The sequence below is a fragment of the Pannonibacter sp. Q-1 genome (assembly GCF_054073275.1).
The window spans coordinates 383,201-406,550 of the sequence record NZ_JBSXNB010000003.1 but is presented as its reverse complement, the minus strand read 5'-3'; the positions used below and the strand labels follow the sequence as shown (position 1 = coordinate 406,550).

Genomic DNA, 23,350 nt, shown 5'->3' with positions numbered 1-23,350 from the left:
GCTGCCCCGCCACCCTCTCCCATCCGTTTGCCTGGTGCCCGCGTTTGTCTGATGCCCGTGCCGGGTCCGGAGAATCGGATATCCGCGCAAGGTATGAGGCACTGCGCACCGCTTCAAGCGGCATGCGCAGGCCTTCGGGCGCCTCTGCTGCCTGCATGTGCAAACCTGCAGTATTTGCTAAAATTGTAGGCGTCAACATGCCACATTGCAGTGCAATACAATAAAATTGTTCAACAATATGGACAAGCCTGTTTGCCTTTGCTACGCCTTGGAGCAAGGGGAGGGCCGTGCTGTCCTCCTGTCAGGGTTGCGTGGCAAGGCAGGGCAGATGCGGGTGATCGACCTCAACAGCGATCTGGGCGAGAGCTTCGGTGCATGGACCATGGGCGATGACAGCGCGATGCTGGACATCGTCAGCAGCGCCAATGTGGCCTGCGGTTTCCATGCGGGCGATCCGGCCGGTATCCTGCGCACCCTGAAGGCTGCTGCCGCGCGCGGCGTCACGGTTGGCGCCCATGTGGGCTACCGTGATCTTGCCGGTTTCGGCCGGCGCACCATGGATCCGTCCAGCGAAGAACTGACCGGTGATGTGATCTACCAGATCGGTGCCCTCAAGGGGCTGGCGGCGGCTGCGGGGACGCAGGTCACCTATGTGAAGCCGCATGGCGCACTCTACAACACCATCGCCTTTGATGCCCGGCAGGCCGCTGATGTCATCCATGCCATAAAGGCGGTGGATTCCTTGCTCGTGCTGGTGGCGCTGGCAGGCTCGCCGCTGATCGCGCAGGCCCGTGCGGCCGGTCTTGATGTGGTTGGCGAGGCTTTTGCCGACCGGGCCTACACGCCGGATGGCAAGCTGGTGTCACGCCGCGAGGCTGGCGCCGTGCTGCATGATCCGGAGCTTGTCGCCCGGCGGATGCTGCAATTCGTCACGGAAGGAACCGTGGAAGCCATTGACGGCAGCCTTGCCCGGGTCGACGCCCGGTCCATCTGTGTGCACGGGGACAGCCCGGATGCAGTCGCCATGGCCCGCCGGGTGCGCGAGGTGCTGGAGGCAGCCGGGCACCGCATTGCCCCCTTTGCAGCAGCAGGCAAGGCCTGAGATGCCGGCGCGCCGGTCCATGCGGGTGCTGATGCTGCGCGAGGGCGCAGTGCTGCTCGAACTCGCCAGCCTTGATGTGACGCTTGCCCTGTTCGATGCGCTGGAAGCCGATCCGGTGGCCGGGGTGCTGGAGATCGTTCCGGCGGCCCGGACGCTGCTGATCAGCCATGATCCGCTGACCATTTCTGCCGAACAGGTGGCTGCCGAGGCGGTTGTGCGGCTCGGTATGCCCCGCAAGGCGGGAATGGCCGAGGTGGTGGAGATTCCCGTCCGCTATGACGGGGAGGATTTGGCCGATGTGGCGGAGCTGCTGGGCATTTCCACACGTGAAGTCATTCGCCGCCATGTGGAGGCTGAGTATCTCGTCGCCTTCACCGGCTTTGCGCCGGGCTTTGCCTATCTCAGCGCGCCCGACGCGGATTTGCATGTGCCGCGCCGCGCCTCGCCGCGCACCCATGTGCCTGCGGGCGCCGTGGGGCTGGCGGGCGAATTCAGCGGCATATATCCGAAGGTCAGCCCCGGCGGCTGGCAGCTGATCGGCACGACACCGCTCGCCATGTTCGATCTGACCCGCAAGCCTGCCGCGCTGCTGCAACCGGGCCAGCACGTGCGGTTCCGCGACATGGCGGAAGCCACGGTTCACCCGGTGGCGAAGATCCCCGCAGAAGATGCAACGCCTGCCGCCGCCGCGCTGGAGTGCAGGATTGAAGGTCTGCATCTCGATGTGCTGAGTGCCGGGCTTCCTGCGCTGTTTCAGGACCATGGCCGTCCCGGACTGGCAGCGCAGGGCATCAGCCGCTCGGGCGCGGCGGACCGGGCCAGCCTGTCGCTGGCCAACCGCATTGCGGGTAACCCGGCAGACGCCGCAGCTCTCGAAATCGCGCCCGCCGTCTTCTCCTTCCGCGTGAGCGGCCGTGCCGTGATCGCGGTGACGGGCGCGGAGCGGGCCATCACCATCCAGCCGGAGCGGGGCCCGCGCATTTCCGGGCCCATGAACCGGCCTCTGGCGCTGGAGCCGGGCGACCGCGTGACGCTGGAAGCGCCCACGGCGGGCCTGCGCAGCTATCTCGCCTTGCGCGGCGGTTTTGCGGTTGAGCCGGTGCTCGGCAGTGCTTCGGCAGATACGCTGGCGCAGATCGGTCCTGCTGCGGTGACGTCCGGGGCGCGGCTGCGGGCGGCATCCGGGATGAAGCTCTCCGCCGTCGAGCCAGAGGTGCTTTCTGCCTTCGCCATGCCGCGCGCCGGGGAAACCACGGTGCTGGACGTGGTATTGGGGCCGCGCACGGACTGGTTCACGCCTGCCTCTGCCGAACAGTTCCTGAAAACCTCGTGGGCGGCGACGTCTCAGGCAAGCCGCACAGGCCTGCGTCTGTCAGGGCCGGTGCTGGAGCGGGCTGTCACGGGCGAGTTGCCGAGCGAAGGTACGCTGCGCGGGGCCATTCAGGTGCCCGCAAATGGCCAGCCGGTGCTGTTCCTTGCCGATCATCCGCTGACCGGCGGCTATCCGGTCATGGCCACGGTGGCGGCACATCATCTTGATCTGGCCGGGCAGATCCCTCCCGGTGCCTTCATCCGTTTCCGGGCCGTCCGTCCCTTCACGGCCTATTCCCTTTGCGCAGGTGACACTCCATGAAAAAAGTGCTGATTGCCAATCGCGGCGAGATTGCCGTGCGCATCATCCGGGCCTGCCGGGACTATGGCCTCGCTTCCGTGGCCGTCTACGCTGATGCCGACGCCGGGGCGCTGTTTACGGAATTTGCGGACGAGGCCTATGCCCTCGACGGCGCTTCGCCGAAGGACACCTATCTCGACATCGCCAAGCTGATCGCCATCGCCCGCCAGTCCGGCGCAGATGCGGTGCATCCGGGCTACGGGTTCCTGTCTGAGCGCGCCGAATTTGCCCGTGCCGTGATTGACGCAGGCCTCACCTGGATCGGGCCGGACCCGCAGGTGATCGAGGTGCTGGGCGACAAGCTGCAGGCCCGGCGCATCGCCCAGAAGGTGGGCGCACCGCTGGTGGCAGGCAGCGAGGGCGCGCTGTCGAGTGCTGCCGAAGCGCTGGCTTTTGCCCGCCAGTTCGGTATGCCGCTGGCCATCAAGGCTGCCCATGGCGGCGGCGGGCGCGGGATGAAGATTGCCCGGCATCTGGACGAGGTGGAGGAGCTGTTCGAGTCCGCCACCCGCGAAGCCGTTGCCGCTTTTGGCCGGGGCGAGTGCTATGTGGAACAGTTCCTCGACCGCCCGCGCCACATCGAGGCGCAGGTTCTGGCCGACAAGCACGGCAATGTGGTGGTGGTGGGCACGCGCGACTGCTCCCTGCAGCGCCGGAACCAAAAACTGGTGGAGGAGGCGCCCGCGCCCTTCCTCAGCGCCGCACAGCGCCAGACGATCCACCGGGCCGCGCGCGATATCTGCGCGGAGGCCGGCTATTCCGGCGCCGGCACGGTGGAATTCCTGCTGAGTGCCGACGGGCTGATCTCCTTCCTGGAAGTGAACACCCGCCTTCAGGTCGAGCATCCGGTGACGGAGGAGACCACGGGGCTTGATCTTGTGATCGAGCAGTTCCGCATTGCCGAGGGACAGCGGCTCTCCTTCGCCACGACGCCGGAGCCGCGCGGCCATGCGTTCGAGTTCCGCATCAATATCGAAGATCCGGGCCGGGGTTTCCTGCCGTCTGCCGGTGAAATCCGCCGCTGGCGTGAGCCTTCAGGCCCCGGCGTGCGGGTGGACAGCGGCGTGGAGACCGGTTCGCTCATTCCGCCGATGTTCGATTCCCTTTGCGCCAAGCTGATCGTGCGCGGTCCCACCCGCGACAAGGCCATTGCCCGCGCCCGCCGCGCTCTGGCGGAGTTCGTCATCGAGGGCGTGCCTTCGGTGCTGCCGTTCCACCAGGCGGTTCTGGAGCATCCGGACTTTACCGGTGCCGACTTCGAGGTCCATACCCGCTGGATCGAGACCGACTTCGCCGGAACCCTGGAGGAAGCGGCCCGCCCGGATGCGCCCGCCATCCGTCCGCTGCTGCGGGGCCGGATCGAGATTGATGGCCGTCTGGTCGAGGTGGGTATCCCCGATGGCTTTCTGCGCCTGCTGGGGACGGCGGCTCCCGTTGCCGGGGATGGCGGCGGGGAGATCGAAGACGCTGGCGCCGTGCGGGCGCCTGTCGCCGGAACGCTCGCCCATTGGGCCGTTGAGGAAGGGGCCGCCGTCGAGGAGGGGGCCGTCCTTGCCATGATGGACGCCATGAAGATGGAAACCGCCGTCACCGCGCCCTGTTCCGGGCGTATCACCGGACTTGCTGCCGCAGGCTCCACGCAGGCTGCCAATGCAATCCTTGCCCGTATTTCGCCCGCAGTGGCACAGCCGGAGGCCAAGGCATGACGCTTTCAACGAGCCCGGAAACCCCGCAGGCCGCAGCGCCGCTCCTGACCATCGAGGGCCTGACCGTCCGTTTCGGCAGCACAAAGGTCATCGATGATCTGTCCTTCTCGGTTCAGCCGGGCCGGACCGTTGCGGTGGTGGGCGAATCCGGCTCCGGCAAGTCGGTCACATCCCTCTCCGTCATGCGCCTTGCGGACATGATGGGCGCGCGCTTCGATACGGGGCGCATTCTTTTCGGCGGCCGCAATCTGCTGGAAACCTCCCAGAAGGACATGCGCAGCATTCGCGGCAAGGAGATCGCCATGATCTTCCAGGAGCCGATGACCTCGCTCAATCCGGTCTTCACCATCGGTGACCAGATCAGCGAAGTGCTGATGCTGCATGAAAAGAGCAGCAAGGCGGCAGCCCTTGCCGAAGCGCAGCGCCTGCTGGAAATGGTTCGCCTGCCCGATGCCGCCGAGCAGTTGAAGCGCTATCCGCATCAGCTCTCCGGCGGCATGCGCCAGCGGGTGATGATCGCCATGGCGCTGGCCTGCCGTCCCAAGCTGCTGATCGCCGACGAGCCGACCACGGCGCTGGACGTGACCATTCAGGCGCAGATCCTCAACATCCTGCGGGACCTGCAGAAGGAACTCGGCATGGGGATGATCTTCATCACCCATGACATGGGCGTCGTTGCGGAAATGGCCGATGACGTGGTGGTGATGTGGAAGGGGCGCAAGGTGGAAGAAGGCCCGGTGGGGCAGATCTTCAACAGCCCGCAGCATCCCTATACCCAGGCGCTTCTGGCCGCCGTGCCGCGCCTTGGTAGCATGACGGGTGAGGACTTCCCCAAGCGCCTCGCCGATCTTGCCGGTGCTGACGGCAGCATGGAGGGCAAGCAGGAGGAGCGGGTGCAGGACACCGCCCGCTATGACAGTGCGCCGCTCCTGTCGGTCAAGGACCTGTTCGTACGCTTCGATGTGCGGCGCAACCTGCTGGGCCGCACGACGCACCGGCTGAGTGCGGTCTCCAACGTGTCGCTCGAGATTTATCCGGGCGAGACGCTGGCGCTCGTGGGCGAGTCCGGGTCCGGCAAGTCCACCATCGGCCGTACCATCCAGCAGCTTCAGGAAGCCCAGTCGGGTGATATCCTGTTCGGCGGGCGCAGCTTCGCTCAGATGAGCCGGGCCGAGCGCCATGCCATGCGCCAGAAGGTGCAGTATATCTTCCAGGACCCCTTCGCCTCGCTCGATCCGCGCAAGACGGTGGGCTTCTCCATTGCCGAGCCGATCCACACCCACGGCCTGATCGCCGATCCGAAGGCCGTGCGCCGCCGGGTGGATGAGCTGCTGGAGCGCGTGGGGCTTGGGTCCGAGCATGCGGCGCGCTATCCGCACGAGTTTTCCGGCGGCCAGCGCCAGCGCGTGTGCATCGCCCGCGCCCTTGCCTCCAACCCGGAACTGATCATCGCCGATGAGGCCCTGTCGGCGCTGGATGTGTCGATCCAGGCGCAGATCATCAATCTCTTCATGGATCTGCAGGCCGAGCGCGGCCTCGCCTATCTCTTCATCAGCCACGACATGGCGGTGGTGGAGAAGATGAGCCACCGGGTCGCGGTGCTCTTTCTCGGCCAGATCATGGAAATGGGCAGCCGCCGCCAGGTCTTCGAGACGCCGGCGCATCCCTATACCCGCAAATTGCTCGCCGCTGTCCCGGTCGCCGACCCGTCGCGTCCGCGTGGCGGTGTGCTGATCGAGGGCGAAATCCCGAGCCCGGTCCGCCGGGTGGGGGACGAGCCTGCCATCCTCACCCACGAGGAAATCAGTCCCGGCCATTTTGCCGCCCGCGGCGCCTGACCGTGACCCGCAGACCCAAAGCCAATCAGCAGAGGACTTGGAAATGAAACTGAAGACATGGGGCATGGGCGTTGCCGCCCTTGCGCTGGCCATCTCCGGCGCATCCTTCACGGCACAGCCTGCGTTTGCGGCTGGCAAGCTGACGATTTCCTCCCCGCAGGATCCGGGCAGCTGGGACCCGATCGACACCTTCCTCGTCGCCTGGGCCGCCGTTTCGACCAACATCTTTGAAGGCCTGACCTACCGCGGGCCGGACCTGAAACTGGTGCCGGGCCTTGCCGAGAGCTGGGAAGAGCTGGACGAGGGCAAGCGTATCCGCTTCACCCTGCGCAAGGACGTGAAGTTCCACAACGGCGAGCCCTTCAACGCCGCGGCCGTGAAGTTCACCTTCGACCGCCTGCTGGGCGAAGAAGGTGCCAAGGGCCCGCAGCGCTCCAACTACATCGTCATCGACAGCGTCGAAGTCATCGACGATTACACGGTGGACCTGAAGCTGAAGAACCCGGATCCGGTGCTGCTGACCAAGCTGGCCGGCTATGGCGCCATGATCGTGCCGCCGCAGTATATCGCCGAGAAGGGCGAGGAGTTCTTCAACACCAATCCGGTCGGCACCGGTCCGTTCAAGTTCGTCTCCTACGCGCCCAAGGCCTCCATCTCGCTGGCGGCAAACCCGGATTACTGGGGCGGTGCGCCGAAGCTGTCCGAGCTGGAATACCGCTTCATCTCCGAGCCTGCGACGGCCGTTGCCGAACTGCAGTTCGGCCGCGTCGATCTGGTGATCCCGCCCACCATTCCGATCGGTATGATCCCCACCATCGAGAGCGACAACAACCTGGAGATCGTCAGCGTTCCCGGACCGACGGTGGATGCCCTGCGCTTCAACACCCGTGACGGCATCACCGCCGATCCGCGCGTGCGCAAGGCCATCATCATGGCCGTGGACCGCGCTGCGATCGTTCAGTCGATCCTCGCCGGTCAGGGCGCAGAGATCGCCAGCTTCCAGAGCGCTCTGTCCTTCGGTTACGACGCTGAGCTGAAGCCTCTGCCCTATGATCCGGAAGGCGCCCGCAAGCTGCTGCAGGAAGCCGGTGTCCCGGAAGGCGCCACGCTGCAGATCGACGTGCGCGGCAATGATGCGACCATGAACGAAGTGGCTCAGGCCATTTCCTTCTACCTGCAGTCCGTCGGCCTCAACGTCTCCGTTACTCCGCATGAGACCAGCACGCTGATCAACGACATCATCCCGCAGGGCAAGACCGGCGCGATGTTCCAGCAGAAGTGGGGCGGCTGGACCTTCGATTACGACAACACCGCTTACGCCATGTACCACACGGGCGAAAAGTGGAACCCGTATGACAAGGACGAGACGCTGGACAAGCTGCTGGAATCCCAGCGCCCGATGACCGACCGCGCAGAGCGCGAGAAGGTGCTGAAGGAAATCGGTGCCTATGTGGCCGGCAAGGCGCTGGAGCTGCCGCTCTACAACACCAACGCCATCTACGCGATCAACAAGCGGGTGAAGGGCTTCGTGCCGGCGCCGGACACGCGCCTGAAGCTCAACGAAGTCACCGTCGAGTGACCTCATGACAGCGGCTGCCGCCTGCCCGTGCGGGCGGCAGCTTTCCTGCCCTGAAGGAGAAGAACGTGGCCAGTTTCCTCATCAAGCGCCTGCTGCAGGCCATTTTCGTCGTCATAGCGCTGACGCTTGTCGTCTCGTTTGCCATCCGCCTCACCGGCGACCCTGCCGTGATGATGTTCCAGGGTGGCGGCAGCATGACCGAGGAAGACCTTGCGCGCATCCGCGCCGCACTGGGCACGGATCAGCCCTTCTTCGTGCAGTATTTCAGTTTCCTGAAAGGGCTGCTTACCCTTGATTTCGGCCGCAGCTTCGTGGGCGGCACGCCCGTGTCGCAGCTGATTGGCGCGGCACTGCCGGCAACCCTGCTGCTTGCCTTCGTCTCCATGGCCGTGTCCATCGCCATCTCGATCCCGCTCGGCATCAAGGCCGCCATCTCTCGGGGCAAGGGCGTGGATCAGGTGATCCGCATCTTCTCGCTGATCGGCCTGTCCTTTCCGAATTTCTGGCTGGCCACCATGCTGGTGCTGCTCTTCGCCATCACCCTGCGCATCCTGCCGCCCAGCGGCATGAGCGGCATCGAGAGCTACATCATGCCGGCGCTGACCATGGGCGTCATCCTGACCGCCACCAACGTGCGGCTGGTGCGCACCGCCATGCTGGAAACGCTGCAGTCGCAATATGTGATGGTGGCCCGTGCCAAGGGCCTGAGCGAGAGCAAGGTGCTCTACAAGCATGCGCTCAGGAATTGCGCCATTCCGCTGATCACCTATTTCGGCCTGCAGTTCGGCGGGTTGCTCGGCGGCATCGTCGTCATCGAGCGGGTGTTCAATTGGCCAGGCCTTGGCTCTCTCGCCTTCGATGCAGTGGGCGCCAGAGACTATCCGCTGCTGCAGGGCGTCATCACGGTTCTTTCGCTGATGATCGTCGGCATCAACCTTCTGGTCGACATCGCCTACGGGCTGGTCGATCCCCGCATCCGGACGGAGTAAGCGCCATGGCTTCCGCAACCTCGCGCCTGTGGCGCTTCTCCAACCTTGAATTCGTGCTGGGCGCCAGCCTGACCACGGTGATCTGCCTTGCCGTCATCTTCTCCGGCCTGCTGTTTCCCGGCGGCGTGGACAAGATCGACTTCATGGCCCGCAATCTGGCGCCCTTCACCTCCTGGGCGCATCCCTTCGGCACCGATGCGCTGGGCCGCGACGTGCTGGCGCGGGTGGTGGCCGGCGGCAAGATCTCGCTGCTGGTCGGCTTCGTGTCGGTGGCCGGTGCCGTTGTCTTCGGCGTCATCATGGGGCTGATCGCCGGTTACTACCGTGGCTTCTGGGACATGGTGGTGATGCGCTTTGCCGATCTGCAGCTCGCCATGCCCTTCATCCTGCTGGCGATCACCTTCATCGCCATCGTTGGCGGCAGCCTGACCAACACCATCATCCTGCTGATCGTCTCGCAATGGGTGCAATATGCCCGCCTTGTGCGCGGTTCGGTGCTGACCCTGCGCGAGCGGGAGTTCATCCAGTCCGCCAAGGCCATTGGTGTGCGCGACTGGCGCATCATCCTGCAGCATCTCCTGCCCAACCTGCTGGGACCGGTGATCGTGCTGATGACGCTGAACGTGGCCAACAACATCCTGCTGGAAAGCAGCCTAACCTTCCTCGGCCTCGGTGTTGACCGCACGGTGCCGAGCTGGGGCGGCATGCTGGCCGATGGCCGCACCTATCTGCAGACGGCGTGGTGGATCAGCGTATTCCCCGGCCTTGCCATTCTGCTGACGGTGCTGGGCCTCAATCTTCTCGGCGACTGGCTGCGTGACAGCCTCGACCCCACCGGACGCAGCACGAGGTAAGCCGATGACCAGCACGACCATCTGTCTGAAAGACGCCGGCTTTTCCTCCACGCTCGACCGCCTCTCGGCGCTGCTGCGCCCGGGCATCACGGCGCTGGAGGCCTGGACCTTCGATGATCTGAAGACCCGCCGCGCCATTGAAGCGGCGCTGGCGGAACAGGGCATCACGGCGATCATCCGCAGTGCCTACAAGCCGCTGGTTCATGCGGTGCTGGAGGAGGTGGATCTGGACGGCGTTGCCGCCGCAGAGCTGCGCTATCCGGTGCATCCGCTGGCGCCGGAAAACCGCTTCCGGCTGGAGGCCTATCCGCTCGCTGCCCTGATCGCGCCGCGCCCGCTCACCTTTGCGGCGCGGACGGATGGCAGCCTGCAGTATGAGCTGGTGCTGACTCATCACGATGGCAGCACACAGACAGTCACCGTCCTTGCCCCCAACCGGGAGCATCAGGATCTTGCCGGACAGACGAACCTTTCTCCCTGTGGCTGGGTGAGAGTGAATGGCGATGCATCGGGCCTGCCCTTTGAGACGCCCTACGAGGCGCTGTTTGCGCAAGCGCTGGATGCCGTCAGCAGCCATGACTGGGGCGTGGCCGAGCCCTGGTTCGAGGAACTGAACCTTGCCGTCCGCCTGCCCGCAAATGATCAGCCTCTTGCCCATGCGCATGAGGTGATGAGCCTTGCCGAGGCGATGCACGAGGATCTCTATTTCTCGCTGCTCGAGTTCTTTCAGATGAAATCCGGCCGCCCGCAGGGCGACCGGGGGCTGAAGCCGGGACAGATCGTGCCGGAAGTGCGCGGCGGGCAGGAGGGCTATCACCTGCGCATCGAGTTGCGTCCGCTCTCAGCCAGAACCATGCCAGCGGCAGTGCATAGTCCGGCAGAGCAGGATCTGGTGCAGGCGGCCGCGCCCCTGTCTCCCGCGCAGATCTCCGCAGAGCTGGCGCGGGTGGGCGGCGAGGCTTTCTCAGCGTCTTCACGCGCGGGCCGCAAGGTCGAGGCCCGTTACCGGAAGGGCACAGATGTGCCGGTGATGATCAGCGCCGGCCAGCATGCCAACGAGACGACCGGGGTTGTGGGGGCCTTGCGTGCCGGGCAGGTTCTGGCAGCCCGCGACGGCGCGCATTTCACCCTGTCGCCGCAGGAAAATCCGGATGGCTATGCCCTGCATCAGCGGCTGATTGCGGACAATCCCCTGCACATGCATCACGCCGCCCGCTACACCGCGCTGGGGGATGACCTTGAGTACCGCAGGCCCGAAACCGCCGGGGATCTTCTCCTTGAGAAGGCCATCCGCATTGAGGCAGAAGCACGCACGGGTGCCCAGCTGCACGTCAACCTGCATGGCTATCCCTCGCATGAGTGGACACGGCCGCTTTCCGGCTACGTGCCCCGGCATTTTGCCATGTGGACGCTGCCGAAAGGCTTCTTCCTGATCCTGCGCTATCTTGACGGCTGGGAGCGGCAGGCCGAGGACCTGATGGACCGGGTGACGCGCCATCTCGCCGCCATTCCCGGCCTGCTGGAGGAAAACGCCCGCCAGATCGCGCTCTACGAAGCCCACGCAGGCGAAACCGGGTTCCGCATGGTCAACGGCTTCCCGTGCCTGTGCTCGGTGGACGCGCGCCATACGGTGCCGGTGACGCTGATCACCGAATACCCGGACGAAACCATCTACGGCCCGGATTTCATCACCGGCCACACCGCCCAGATGGAAACCGTCCTTTCCGCCTATGACGCCTGGCAGCAGATCATGGCTTTGGGGTGAAGGAATGAAGGACCAGCCGTCAGAACCTTGTCATGACACGCAGGTTGAAGCGGCTGGTATCCTTCATCCCGGTCGCGGACCCGTGGGCATACTCAAGCGAAACCGTCGCTGAGCGGGGGCTTGAGGCCTCCGAAAGGCCGGCGCGGACGCCGATGCCGAAGGCGTGGGCCCGGGTGAGTTCGGTTTCCAGAGCGGTGGCGGCTTCGAGCTTTGCGATACCGGCCGCACCGAAGACATAGGGGGCTGCGGCGGCGTTGAAACCGCCGGGCAGGGGCAGGGCGACCGGCACCGAGAGTTCGGCGCGGACAGCCGCACCCGCATCGCCTTCAAGCTTGCCCGCCCCGAAGGCCGAAACCCATTCGCTGCCGCCAAGACTCGTCTGCTCGGAAGCCACCAGAGCATCGCCGAAGGACGTCTGTGCCTTGCCGCTCGCCTGAAAATTCAGGCGCTGGCTGAAGAAGGACTGGCTGTACCGGGCCGATATATCGAGCTTGCTGAAGTCCGGCTTGGCGCCGAAACGGGTGAGCGGCAGGCTCGTTGTGGCAGAACGCGCGCCCAGGGCATCCAGGCCGAAGGAGGCGGTCATGTCGCCCGAAATCACTGCGCCCCACGGGGCATAGAAATCTGCCGACTGGTTGAAGCGCAGCACCCGGGTCTGGTCTTGCGCCCAGTCAAACCGCGATGTCCCGACGGCGAGCCTCTGCTTTTCGGCCGCCAGATCCAGGCTGATCTGGCTGCTGGTGTTGAAGGTCCGGCTGCGCACCCACTTGTAGCCCAGGCGGACTGATCCGCGCTGGTAATGATCCAGCAGGGTGAAGCCTGTCTGGCTGAGGGGGTGGGTGCGGCTGTCGACGCCTTCCAGGCCAAACCAGAGGCCATTGGTGCCAAGCGGCATGGAAACGCCGCCGGCAATCTGCCGGTTGCGCGGATCATTGCTGAAGAAGCCGCCGTCAAGGCCCGGATAGCCCATCAGCCGCAGATAGAAGACTTCACCCAGCCCCAGAAGGCTGTTGAGATCAACGCCTGCACTCACGGAGTAGCGTCCGAGATTCCGGTCTAGGCTGTTTTCCAGGGAGAGGGTGGCCGTAACCGGATCATGCCGGCCGTCCACGACGATGACCGTGGCTCCGGTCTGGCTGCCCGCCTGAAGCGCGGACCTGAGCAGCAGACCGGCCGTATCGCCCGCCAGCAGCAGCCGCCGCTCCAGCTCCTGCAAGGTGACATTCCTGCGGCCGGTCAGTGGCTGCAGCGTGCGCTGCACGATGTTTTGAACCCGGGCCGGCAAGGCAGAGACATCAATTACCTCCACATAGCCTTCCGTCACGGTCAGCCGCAAGGGCCTGCCATCCACGATGGTCTGCGGCGGCAGGCTGACACGCACGAGCACATAGCCCGCCCGTACATAGGCCGCCTCCAGATCGCGTGCCGCGGCAAAGAGATCTGCCGCCGTCACCCGCCGGTTCTTGAGCCTTGCTTCGATGCGGGCCGTTTCGGACGAAAGCTCGGCAAGCCCGCCTTCGACGGTGAGGCCGGACGGGGTGACCTCCAGTTTCTCCGCGCCGGCAGGCGCATCGAGCCCTGTCGTGGCGGGAAGCGAAAGCCCCTGCCGCACGGGGGAAATGGTTGCCGGGGCATAGTCGGGGCGCACCAGCTGGCTGGCCGTCTGAGCCTGCGCGCACAGCGGCAGAAGACCGGCAGCTGCCAGCAGGCCCAGCCGCCGGGGATTGAGGAAGGTCATCATGCCATACGCCATCAGTTTGCACCACCAGCACAGGCGGGAGCCCAGCCGCCTGCAGCCAGGCAGTTGATGCCTGAAAGCCAGACGTCCCGCAACAGCAACTGGCTCTCCTGATCATCCGGACCGCCCTGTGTGCCGCTTTGGGCGGGGGTGGTGACGCCTGTCACCTGCCGCCAGACGGGCTTGGACAGGCTGGGCGCGGGAATTCCTCCGCCCCGCCAGCTAACAAGGTTGACGCTCTGCCTGGAGGGCAGATTGTTGTCTGGCCCGGCCGGTGCGGGGCCTGGGGTGATGGTCAATGTGCCGTTCTGGAACTGCAATGTGTAGTTCGCAGCGCTCAACCCGGACACTGAGATGAGGTAGCTGCCTGCGGCGGTTGCGCCGATGGCCGAACCGCCATAGGACAGGCTGCCATTCAGAACGGCCTCGGTCTCACCATTGACAAAGCCCGAGAAGGTGACGCCCGCGCCGCCCGCATAGGGCGATCCATTCGCCGTCAGAACATCATCTCTTGCGGTCACGATCAGGTTTGCCCTGTCCACCGTCAGCGTGCCGGACACGAAGGTAATGTCATAGTTGTTCGAGGTCAGGCCCGACAAACCGATGCCATAGGAGCCCGCATTCACTGCCCCTTGCGAGGTGCCGCCATAGGTGAGCGTGCCGCCGAGAACCGAGGCGGTTTCGCCATTGACGAAGCCTGAGTAGGTAACGCCATTGCCACCCGAATAGGCGAGGCCATCATAGGTCTTGCTGTCGTTATTGGCTGTGGCTGTCAGAGCGGCCTTGTCGACCGTCAGAGTGCCGGAAATGAACGTGATGTCATAGCCAAGCTGACTGGAATGGAGACCGGACAGAATGAGGTTGCTGCCGCTGTAGCTGCCGGCATCTGTGCTGCTGGCCGTGTAGACAGCCGTTCCCGAGACAAGCGAGGTATCATGGCCCGGATCGCTATAGGTGAGGGTGCCGGTGCTGCTGGCGGAGGCCGAACCGTCGTAGGTTTTGCTGCCGCTGCCGCCGGTCACCGTCAGGCCGGTCATGAAACTGCGCAGCAGCGGTCCCGTGAAGCCGTCATAGATGCGCCAGACGGACGACGTGCCACCTTCGTCGTCGATGCTCCAGCCTGCATCTGTGAAGGTGGACAGGCTGTTGATCTGGGCCGTGGTGAGGCCGGTAACATCCGGCGATCCGCCTGCGCCCACGCCGAGGCTCTGACCGGTTCTCTGTGTGTCAAAGAAGGACGCGTTGACGATCAGGTCGCCGCCGCGTGCGCCAACAAGGCCGCCGCTGGTGCCTGCACCGGTCACGGCGCCGGTGGCATAGCTGTTGGTGATCGTGCTGTCGCTGCCATAGCCCACCAGGCCACCGGCTCTGTCCTGGGCAGTCACGGTGCCTGTGGCGTAGGTGTTGGTCAGGGAGCCGCCTGACATGTACCCGGCAAGGCCGCCCGCTCCCTCAATGCTTGCGCTGACGCTGCCGCTGGCAAAGGCATTCGATATGCCGCCGCCTGACACCGAACCCGCAATGCCACCCGCATAACGTCCGGCCGAAACGGTTCCTGCGGCATAATAGGAGGCCGTGAGCGTTCCTCCGGCCATCTGTCCCGTCAGGCCGCCGGCCGATTCTGCGGCGGTGACATCCGCCGTGGCTCGGGAGCTGGTGAGACTGCCGGCGTTGTAACCTGCGATCCCGCCGGCAGCTGCGTTGGTGGCGGTCACAGATCCGGCAACGCTCACGTTCGTGATCGTGCCGAAGTTCTGCCCGGCGATGCCGCCTACGTAGTCGGCACCCGAGATGCTGACATTGGTCAGCGCCAGATTGGAGACTGCACCGGCACCGCCGATGTAACCGAACAGACCGGCATTGTTTCCGGAGGTGTTGACCGTGAGCCCGGAAATCGTGTGGCCTTGCCCGTCAAACGAGCCGGCGAAACTGTCGGCCTGCGTTCCGATGGAGATGAAGCCTGTGCCTGAGTTCCAGAGGGACGTGCCGCTGGCGTCGATATCGGACGTCAGAACAAAATCGAGAGACCGGAGGCTGGTGGAAGCCATGCCCTGAAGGCCGTAGATGTCCGCGATCTGATACGGCGTTCCAGACGAGCCGTCCCCTCCGGTCACGCGCAGGAATGTGGCACCGCTGCCGAGCCGGAAATCCGTGGCCGAGAAGGCGGGAAGCGAGGCGGCAATCTGGCTCCATGAGCCTGCCTGCAGGTCAAAAGTGCCCACGCTGATGGCACCGGATGCGGTGATCGTGCCGGCAGCGTTCAGAACGAGCGATCCATTCGTGCCGCCGTCAGAAATGCCCGCAATCGATATGTCCCCGCCTGCGTTCAGCGTCAGGGTATGGGGAACGGATGACCAGGACAGATTGTCCGAAATGGTCAGATCTCCCCCTGCGCTCAGGCTTCTGGTGCCGTCGATTGTAAAGGCGCCGCCGCTGTTCAGGGACAGAACGCCACCGGCCGTCAGGTTTGCGTCGAGGGCGTAGGAGGCGGCGCTTGCGTCCAGATAGACGCCGCTTGCAGACGTTGTCAGGGGCGTCAGGGTGACGTTGGACAGGCTGGACAGTTCCGTATCTGTATAGCTGCCGCGCGTGCTGGCCAGCTTCAGTTGGGTTGCCAGCAGTCCTGCTTCTCCGGTTATCAGATGGATTGCGCCGCCGTAAATCGAGACATTCTGCACCCCGTTGGTGCCAATGGTGTCCGAGAAGGCTGCGTTGAGCGTGCTGTCCCCGGTCTCAACATAGGTGAGGACGCCGGCTGAATTGAGCGCAGATGCATCTGCCAGGATGTAGTAGTAGCCATTGGCCCCGGTTACGGTATTGCCAATGCTGGCGCCGCCGGAGACGGCGGTAATCAGGCTTCCGGCCAGAGCCGTGCTGCCCGCATCGCTGTAGGCGATGCCGGAGACGGCGACCGGTGTCGTTGAGTAGCGCCAGTTGAGATACGAATAGAGATTGGTGCCGGTGCCCCAGACGGCCGGGGAGAAGCCGGCGGGAAGGCTGCCCTGCAACTGGGCGGTGGTGCGGGCGGTTGCACTGCCTGAGCCGCCTGCAATGCCTGTCGATTGTCCGCTTGTCTGCGTGTTCCAGTAGACATTGGTCAGCGCTGAGCTGTTGTTGTTGTTGTAGCCCGCGAAGCCCCCAACGCCTGTGCCGCCGGTGACATAGCCGGTCGAATATGCATTGGTGATGGTGCCATTGAGATAATTGACGCCAACAAAGCCGCCGGTATTGGTGGCGCTGCCGAGGGCGATAACGCGGCCGGTGGCATAGGAGTCGGTTATGACGCCTTCGTTGTGGCCCACAAAGCCGCCAATCGGGCCGCTGCTGCCTGTCACTGTGCCCGTGGCATAGGATTGCGAAATCGTGCCGCCATTGTTGCCGGTGTAACCGTTCGCCCCGACGAACCCGCCCACATAGCCATATCCGTTGACGGTATTTGTGCCCGTGACGTTGCCTGCCGCAAAGGACCTGGTGATGGTGCCGCCGTTGATGAGATAGCCGGCCAGCCCGCCAGTCTGATAGCCTGCACCGGTGACATTGCCGCTCGCGGAGCTGTCACTGACCGCCCCGCCGTCAATCGTGCCAATCAGGCCGCCTGCGTTGCTTTCGCCCGTGCTCGTGGATGACACGTCTGTGCTCGCAGAGGAGCCCGAGACCGAGCCGCCGGACATGTAGCCGATAAGTGCACCCACATTGCTGTTCGCCACAACGCTGCCACCGGAGAGGGTGACATTGCTGATTGTGGCACCAGTGGTGAAGCCGAACAGACCAACATAGTTCGAGCCGGTGCGGTTGATCATCAGGCCGGAAATCGTATGGCCGTTGCCATTGAAGCTGCCGGTGAACTCTGAACCGTTTCCGCCGACGGGTCTGAATCCGGAAGCGCCCCAGATGCCTCCGGTTGCCTGCGCCGCCGCCATGTTGATGTTTGCACCCAGCGTATAGCTGGCGGCAAGATCCAGGGCCATCAGCTGCAGCGCAACCGGCGTTGCGATGACGCTGGAATATTCGTTACGCAGCATGGGGCGGGTGTCACCTGCGAACATCACCCAGGTGTTGGTGAAATCAAAGCCGGAGTAGGTGACCTGGGTGTAGGCATTCGCGGTGCTGATGCCGGTGCCGCCTGCGCTGGTGGATTGCCCGGTCGTGCCGGTGTCCCAATAGCCATTGGTTACGGTAATTGCCGTGGCATCCTGACTGCCGATCAGGCCGCCAACATCCGTGCCACCCGTAACCAGCCCGCTGGCATAGACATTGGTCAGGGTGGTGCCCTGCACCGTGGTGCCAATCAGCCCTCCGATTCCGCTGCCCGTGCCGGTCACGGACCCGGTCGAATAGGAATCGCTGATCGTGGCAGCCCGGTTCCGTCCGACCAGTCCGCCAACTCCACCGGCGCCCGAGACGGTGACATGGGCGGATGAGAGGCTGATCGTCCCGATATCGCTCCAGCCTACCAGGCCTCCGGCGAGGTCATTCTGCGCGGTCACGCTGCCGGTCACATGAACATTCGTCAGCAGGCCACCTGAAAGCCGGGCGGCGATGCTGCCTACGGTGCCATTGCCGCTCACCGACACGTTGGACAGGGTGACGTCCCGGGCTGTGCCGGACATCAGCCCAAACAATCCCTGTACCGACTGGTTCGGCCGGTTGATCGTCAGGCCGTCGATGAAGTGGCCAAGGCCTGCAAATGTGCCGCTGAAGCCGTTGACCGGAATAAAGCCTTCCCCGCTGTTCCAGCTGGCTGTCGCTCCGGCGTCAATGCTGGAGGCAAGGGCAAAGCTGCCGGCAAGGTTGCCGTTCATCAGGGTCTGAAGGTCATCCAGACTGCGGATCAGTGTGTAGCCGGTTCCATCGATCTCCAGTGAGGATGACGAGCCGGACAAGGTGATGCGCGCGCCATTGGCAAGCGTGTAGCTGGAGCCATACCCTAGGGCGAGCTGCGCGTTTGCACCGGTCAGCGTGATGTCCTTCGAAAGGACCAGCGCATCTGCTGCGGTCAGCGATACATCCGCATTGGCGCTGCTGCTGGCGAGTGCAGCGTTGACTGCCAGATTGCCGGATGTTGTGGCGAGGGACAGAGAACTGCCGAAAGTCACCGGGCCGGTCACGGTCATTGCGCGATTGCTGCTCACGGCAAATGACCCGTCAGCGGAGGACGTGCCAAGAACGGCAATCGAGTTTCCGGCATTCGTCAGGCTGACCGATCCGCCATTCGACGCCGTTGCAGTCAACGTGTTGACGGTAACGGAGGTGCCGCCTGCCTGATTGATCCCGCCCGAACCGGCGATCAGGACAAGCCCGCCGCTGCTGCCGGATGATGCAATGTTGTTATTGATGAAGATGCCGCCGGTCGTGGCATCGGCATTCAGCGTGAGCGTCGTGTTCGCAGACCAGGACACGGGAGTCGAGACGGTGATGTTGCCTGCTTCGGAGCCTGCGCCATTGGTAAATATCGTGACATTCGTCGAGGAAAGATATGCAGCCAGAGTCGAGTTGTTAATGTTCGCTCCGGAGTTGAGGGGCGTTACGGTCCATGGATCGCCAGCAACACTGACAGTCATACCGCTGCTGCTTGAAGAAGAAATGGTCACGTTGTAGGGATCGATCAGCCACGTTCCCGCTGCGCCGCTTTCCGAAATCGTCGAAATGCCGAAGTTGCTGCCGAACAGCAGGTTGTGACCGGAGGTTTCGATCAGGCCGCCTGCTGCGGTTCCTGCCGCTCTTGCGCTGATGGAGCCTGCAAAGATCGTCGTGTCATCTGACCAGAGCACAGCCTTGCCGCCAGCCCCTGCCGTGCCATCCGCCTTGATGACTGCTCCCTCTGCCAGATAGGTGCGCGTTGCGTTCGCGACTTTTTCGGATACGAAGTTGTTGGCTGCCGTCTTGCCGCCCTGATAATCGCCGCCCACAAGCACGGTGCCGCCGGTTGCGCCGCTGACATCAATCAGGGAGCCGCTTTCAGCCCAGACAAGCTGGCCGGTGACGATGACCGTGCCGCCCGTGCCACCCGTGGACGTGGCATCCAGCGTTGTTCCGGCTCCGACAAGCGCGGTGCCGCCGTCAGCACCGGTCGCTGCCGTGACCTTGACCGTGCCGCCGCCGGTGGTGCCGGAGGTGTTGACCTTGGCGTCCTTCAGCGAAACGCTCTTGCCGGAGACGGCAATCTTGCCGCCCTTGCCGGATGCGGCGCTGGCATTGAGCTTGCCGGAAACCTCCACGCTGCCGCCATCGCCGCCGCCGATGACAATGGCGCCGCTCTTGCCGGAAACCGTGCGGGCCTCGGCGACGCCTGACATGTTGACGGCCTTGCGTGCCGCTTCACGGGCTGTGGCTGCGCTCATCACGACAGTGCCGCCATCGGCCGAGAGCGTGCCGCCGTTCTCGATCAGCGCGCCGTCGCCTTCTTGACCTTCTGCGGTGGGCAGCGACACCTGCATGAAGCCGTCGCCGGCAAGGTCCAGCGTCACCCGTTCGCCCGCGCCAAGGCCGATCTTGCCCATTGGCGCTGCAATCAGTCCATCATTGCGCACGGTGCCGCCGAGGAGGGCTGCGTAACCGCCCCGGCCTACGGTGATGATGCCTTCGTTCGAAACGGACTTCGATGCGCCATCGCCTGCAAAGTTCAGGCTGCCGTTCAGAAAGTCCTCATTGGCAATATCGAGTGTCGAGGCAATGAAGCCTCCGCCAATGTTGACCGTGCCGGTCGGCGTGATGGCAATGCCGTTCGGATTGACGAGGACAACCTGCCCGTTGCCGGTGACCGTGCCGGCGATTGAGGAGCGCGTTGCACCGGTAACGCGATTGAGAATGGCGGATGTGACGCCCGGCTGAATGAAGTTTACGGTGTTTCCGGCGCCGACGGAGAAGCTGTTCCAATTGATGATGGAGCGGTCTGTCCCCTGCGTCACCGTCATGAGATTTCCGGTCACGTCAATCGAGGCTCCTCCGGCCTGAATATTTGCGCCGGTTGGCAACTCTCCTGCCACAAGAGAGTGAGGGAAAACGAGTGCAGTAGACGCCAGAAGCGCAATAGCGGTGCGGTTGATGGACCGCTTCCTGCTTGTCACAAACTTGCCCTGCACAGCGTCTACCTGCGTCATTATTCCGCTCCCCGGCGCCCCGCCTCAGCTTTTAGTTGCTGTTGTTGAGCCTGCGTTCTCTTTTAAACAAATAAGTATTTTCTTTTGCGATATGCTTTGAATGCTCAAGTCCTCTCAGACCGTGACCACTGCTCACAATCCGAAGTCAATATTTTCACGCGGGAAGGTTTTCAGCAACGAGTCTTTTTCAGGTTTTCAACGCAGTTGCAGCTCCTGGAACATATGATTTTTTGAATATATATTTGACTTGGTGCATGTAGTAGTTGTCAGGCGCACTGGAAATTTGCCCGGTGGCTCCTGCGCAAGTTTACTTGTCCGGCTCTGCTCATGCAGGACAGGCTGTGCCTGATGCCCGTGCTGCTCCGATGACGTCATGGGGCAGCGTTCCGGCGGCTTTCTGCAATCCGGCTTCGGGCAGTTTGCGTATGATGCGAAAGTAAGCGGGATGCGCGTGCCGGGTTGCGGAGGGCCTGCCCATGGAATTGAGAGAGCCGGTGACAGGGCGGGCAGGATTGCCTGCAGATGCCGGGCGCCTGCAAGACGCGCCGCAAGCAAGCGCCATGGCGCGCCTCAGAGGTAATGTTCTTGCCGTTTTTGCGTGTGTTTTTGCGGTTTCTCTTGTCTTCTATGCGCTGGCCTCGCTGCAATTTGGGCTGGGGCTCGATGTGCCGCTGGCCGCATCCGCTGTGCTGCTGGCGGTGTTTGGTCTGGTGCTGCGCGGGCTGGTCCATCACCAGTTCCACAAATTCGGTGCGGCCAACACGGTGACGGCCATCCGCGCGGCGATGGTCAGCCTTGTTGCGGCAGTGGTGCTGTTTGCGGAGATGCACCGGGCCGGCGTTGAGGTTCACTGGGCGCTGGCCGGGCTTGCGGGCCTGGCGCTGGCTCTGGACGGGCTGGATGGCTATCTGGCGCGGCGTCTCCATCAGGAATCGGATCTTGGCGCCCGCTTCGACATGGAAGTGGATGCCTTCCTGATCCTGTGTCTTTCGGCTGCCGTGTGGCAGCTGGACAAGGCGGGTCCCTGGGTGCTGCTGATCGGGCTGATGCGCTATGGCTTCGTGCTGGCGCAATTTGCTGAACCGCGCCTTGCCGCACCGCTGCCACCGTCCTTCCGGCGCAAGCTGGTCTGCGTGGTGCAGGTGGCGGTGCTCTGTGTGCTGCTGCTGCCGGTCGTTACGGCGCCGTTATCTGTCTGGATCGCGGCCATGGCGCTGGCTGCGCTCGCCTGGTCCTTTGCGGTGGACACGGCCTATCTGCTGCGCAAGCCGGAGGCTGGCCTTTGACCGGAAGGATTTCAGTCCGTGCCGCGCTGGGCCTTGCCCGGTCGCTTGTCATCTATTACGGCCAGCCCTGGCGGCGCCGTCAGTTGCGGCGCTTCTACCGCCCGCTCATTTCTCCCGGTGATCTCGTGTTCGATATCGGCGCCCATGTCGGCAGCCGCAGCGCCACGCTGCTGGGCCTTGGCGCCGAAGTGGTGGCGGTGGAGCCGCAGCCCGTTTTTGCCGGCATGATCCGGCGCCATCTCGCCCACCGCCTGCGCGGCTTCGAGACCGTGGCCGTGGGGGCTGAGGAGGGGGAGACTGTGCTGCACATCTCCAGCCGCCACCCGACGGTGACGACCATTTCGGACCGGTTCATCGATGGTGTGCGCGGGACGGAAGGTTTCCGCGACGTGGTGTGGGACAGCGAGATCCGCCTGCCAGTGACGACGCTGGACCGGCTGATCGAGCGCTATGGCCTCCCGGCCTTCTGCAAGATCGACGTGGAAGGCGCGGAAAGCGATATCCTGCGCGGCCTGTCGCAGCCTGTCCCTCTCTTGGCTTTTGAATATATCCCGGCCCTGCCGCAGGTGGCGCGCGAGGCGGTGGCTCTGCTGGAGAAGCTCGGCCCCTACCGCTTCAACCGGGTGGTGGGCGAGCAGCACCGTTTTGTCAGCGGCAACTGGGTGACAGGGGATGACATGCTGGCGGAGATTTCAGGGCTGACGCCGGAAAGCCCCTCGGGCGATATCTATGCAAGGCTGGCGACCTGATGCGGCTGGCGGGATCAGCGTTTCTGGCGCAGCAGTTCCAGCGCCAGAAGAACGAGCCCCGGCAAGGCCGCTCCGGCCAGCGACAGCATCCCGTAGAGCAGGCTTGCCGCCAGCCCTTGCGCTGCGGTGAAGCCGAACAGCGGCCAGAGGGCTGCTGCCGCAGCCTCCCGCGTGCCCCAGCCGCCGACGCCCACCGGTATCAGCATGGTGAGAAGGCACAGCGGAATGATGGTGACCACTGCCAGAAGCGGCAGGCTGGCGCCCACCGCATCGGAGGCGAGGAGGAAGGTCAGCACATAGCCGCCGGTGATCAGCAGGCTGAGACCCGCCTGCACGGCCAGCGCGCCTCTGGTCCAGAAGGCGGCACGCAGCGCCTGACCGGCCACGGGCAGAAAACGGCGCAGGCGGGCGCGCACGGCCGGGAAGAGCAGCGGCAGGGCGAGCGCAGCCAGCACAAGACCTGCAGCGGCCAGCCAGACGAGGGGCGATGCGGAGGGCGCGGAAACCTGCGGCAAGACGGGGATGCTCCCCGCCGGCAGAACGAAGGCCCAGGCGAGGAGCCCGCCGCCCATGAGAAGCGCAAAGGCAAGCTGGCCGGACATCCGCTCCAGCGCCACGGCCGTGGCCGCCTGTTTCCAGCCGCCGTCCGCGCTGTCCTTCACCCGGTAGACCCGCGCCGCATCCCCCGCCATGCCGCCGGGCAGCAGCAGGTTGAGCGTGCCGCCGAGGTAGTATTCCCGGATGGCCGCGCCAAGCGGAATGGCATGGCCAAGGCGGGCAGCGGTGAAACGCCAGCGCAGCGCCGACAGCACGGTCTGAAACTGGACGAGCAGCAGCCCGGCCAGCAGATGGCCAGGGGGCGCCTTGGCAAGGGCCGCCGCGATGCTGGCCGGATTCAAGAGCGCAATGAGGCCAGCCAGAAGCGCCAGACCCGCAAGGGACGCAAGCAGCCTTATCTTGCGCAAGGGGAAG

At 64.4% G+C, this 23,350-nt stretch carries 13 protein-coding genes; 10 read left to right on the top strand and 3 right to left on the bottom strand.

All coding sequences use genetic code 11. From position 1 onward, the window contains the following. Positions 1-328: 328 nt before the first annotated feature. The 8 genes from ACVNHC_RS09805 to ACVNHC_RS09770 all read left to right on the top strand — a co-directional run bounded on the left by ACVNHC_RS09805 (position 329) and on the right by ACVNHC_RS09770 (position 11,505). On the top strand, positions 329-1,102 hold the full coding sequence (locus tag ACVNHC_RS09805) for a LamB/YcsF family protein (RefSeq protein ID WP_457167106.1): 774 nt from the start codon (positions 329-331) through the stop codon (positions 1,100-1,102). Between the two features lies 1 nt (position 1,103). After that, positions 1,104-2,735, top strand: a complete 1,632-nt coding sequence (locus ACVNHC_RS09800; protein ID WP_457167105.1) for a 5-oxoprolinase subunit B/C family protein — start codon at positions 1,104-1,106, stop codon at positions 2,733-2,735. Then, on the top strand, positions 2,732-4,480 hold the full coding sequence (locus ACVNHC_RS09795; RefSeq protein WP_457167104.1) for an acetyl/propionyl/methylcrotonyl-CoA carboxylase subunit alpha: 1,749 nt from the start codon (positions 2,732-2,734) through the stop codon (positions 4,478-4,480). The genes ACVNHC_RS09800 and ACVNHC_RS09795 overlap by 4 nt, the downstream gene beginning before the upstream one ends. Beyond that, entirely contained in the window at positions 4,477-6,318 is a 1,842-nt protein-coding gene (locus tag ACVNHC_RS09790; RefSeq protein WP_457167103.1) for an ABC transporter ATP-binding protein, read from the top strand. The genes ACVNHC_RS09795 and ACVNHC_RS09790 overlap by 4 nt, the downstream gene beginning before the upstream one ends. A gap of 43 nt (positions 6,319-6,361) precedes the next feature. Next, entirely contained in the window at positions 6,362-7,897 is a 1,536-nt protein-coding gene (locus tag ACVNHC_RS09785; RefSeq protein WP_122520651.1) for an ABC transporter substrate-binding protein, read from the top strand. Positions 7,898-7,962: 65 nt separating this feature from the next. Beyond that, positions 7,963-8,886, top strand: coding sequence for an ABC transporter permease (locus ACVNHC_RS09780; protein ID WP_457167102.1), 924 nt, complete (start codon positions 7,963-7,965; stop codon positions 8,884-8,886). A gap of 5 nt (positions 8,887-8,891) precedes the next feature. Further along, positions 8,892-9,740: an ABC transporter permease gene (locus ACVNHC_RS09775; protein WP_019963881.1), complete on the top strand. Its 849-nt coding sequence runs from the start codon at positions 8,892-8,894 to the stop codon at positions 9,738-9,740. 4 nt (positions 9,741-9,744) lie between these two features. After that, entirely contained in the window at positions 9,745-11,505 is a 1,761-nt protein-coding gene (locus tag ACVNHC_RS09770) for a M14 family metallopeptidase (protein WP_457167101.1), read from the top strand. A 19-nt stretch (positions 11,506-11,524) separates the two neighbouring features. Here ACVNHC_RS09770 and ACVNHC_RS09765 read toward each other — a convergent pair whose 3' ends face one another. Both ACVNHC_RS09765 and ACVNHC_RS09760 read right to left on the bottom strand, forming a co-directional pair. Next, positions 11,525-13,258, bottom strand: coding sequence for a ShlB/FhaC/HecB family hemolysin secretion/activation protein (locus ACVNHC_RS09765; RefSeq protein ID WP_457167100.1), 1,734 nt, complete (start codon positions 13,256-13,258; stop codon positions 11,525-11,527). Then, entirely contained in the window at positions 13,258-20,343 is a 7,086-nt protein-coding gene (locus tag ACVNHC_RS09760) for a two-partner secretion domain-containing protein (RefSeq protein ID WP_457167099.1), read from the bottom strand. The genes ACVNHC_RS09765 and ACVNHC_RS09760 overlap by 1 nt, the downstream gene beginning before the upstream one ends. 560 nt (positions 20,344-20,903) lie before the next feature. On the opposite strand from ACVNHC_RS09760, the gene ACVNHC_RS09755 reads away from it, so the two are divergent. Continuing rightward, the gene (locus ACVNHC_RS09755) at positions 20,904-21,629 is read left to right on the top strand and encodes a CDP-alcohol phosphatidyltransferase family protein (protein WP_457167098.1); all 726 of its coding nucleotides are present in this window, start codon (positions 20,904-20,906) and stop codon (positions 21,627-21,629) included. After that, entirely contained in the window at positions 21,626-22,378 is a 753-nt protein-coding gene (locus tag ACVNHC_RS09750) for an FkbM family methyltransferase (RefSeq protein WP_457167097.1), read from the top strand. Before ACVNHC_RS09755 ends, ACVNHC_RS09750 begins: the two co-directional genes overlap by 4 nt. Positions 22,379-22,392: 14 nt before the next feature. Here ACVNHC_RS09750 and ACVNHC_RS09745 read toward each other — a convergent pair whose 3' ends face one another. Continuing rightward, a complete protein-coding gene (locus ACVNHC_RS09745) occupies positions 22,393-23,343 on the bottom strand; it encodes a lysylphosphatidylglycerol synthase transmembrane domain-containing protein (RefSeq protein ID WP_457167096.1) in 951 nt (316 codons plus the stop codon). Positions 23,344-23,350: the final 7 nt, after the last annotated feature.

What these genes read in the sequence shown, in the direction of transcription:
- ACVNHC_RS09785 (WP_122520651.1), top strand. Translation starts at nt 6,362, where the DNA reads ATGAAACTGAAGACATGGGGCATGGGCGTTGCCGCCCTTGCGCTGGCC.
- ACVNHC_RS09755 (WP_457167098.1), top strand. Translation starts at nt 20,904, where the DNA reads ATGGCGCGCCTCAGAGGTAATGTTCTTGCCGTTTTTGCGTGTGTTTTT.
- ACVNHC_RS09765 (WP_457167100.1), bottom strand. Translation starts at nt 13,258, where the DNA reads ATGGCGTATGGCATGATGACCTTCCTCAATCCCCGGCGGCTGGGCCTG.
- ACVNHC_RS09805 (WP_457167106.1), top strand. Translation starts at nt 329, where the DNA reads ATGCGGGTGATCGACCTCAACAGCGATCTGGGCGAGAGCTTCGGTGCA.
- ACVNHC_RS09760 (WP_457167099.1), bottom strand. Translation starts at nt 20,343, where the DNA reads ATGACGCAGGTAGACGCTGTGCAGGGCAAGTTTGTGACAAGCAGGAAG.
- ACVNHC_RS09775 (WP_019963881.1), top strand. Translation starts at nt 8,892, where the DNA reads ATGGCTTCCGCAACCTCGCGCCTGTGGCGCTTCTCCAACCTTGAATTC.
- ACVNHC_RS09770 (WP_457167101.1), top strand. Translation starts at nt 9,745, where the DNA reads ATGACCAGCACGACCATCTGTCTGAAAGACGCCGGCTTTTCCTCCACG.
- ACVNHC_RS09795 (WP_457167104.1), top strand. Translation starts at nt 2,732, where the DNA reads ATGAAAAAAGTGCTGATTGCCAATCGCGGCGAGATTGCCGTGCGCATC.
- ACVNHC_RS09790 (WP_457167103.1), top strand. Translation starts at nt 4,477, where the DNA reads ATGACGCTTTCAACGAGCCCGGAAACCCCGCAGGCCGCAGCGCCGCTC.
- ACVNHC_RS09800 (WP_457167105.1), top strand. Translation starts at nt 1,104, where the DNA reads ATGCCGGCGCGCCGGTCCATGCGGGTGCTGATGCTGCGCGAGGGCGCA.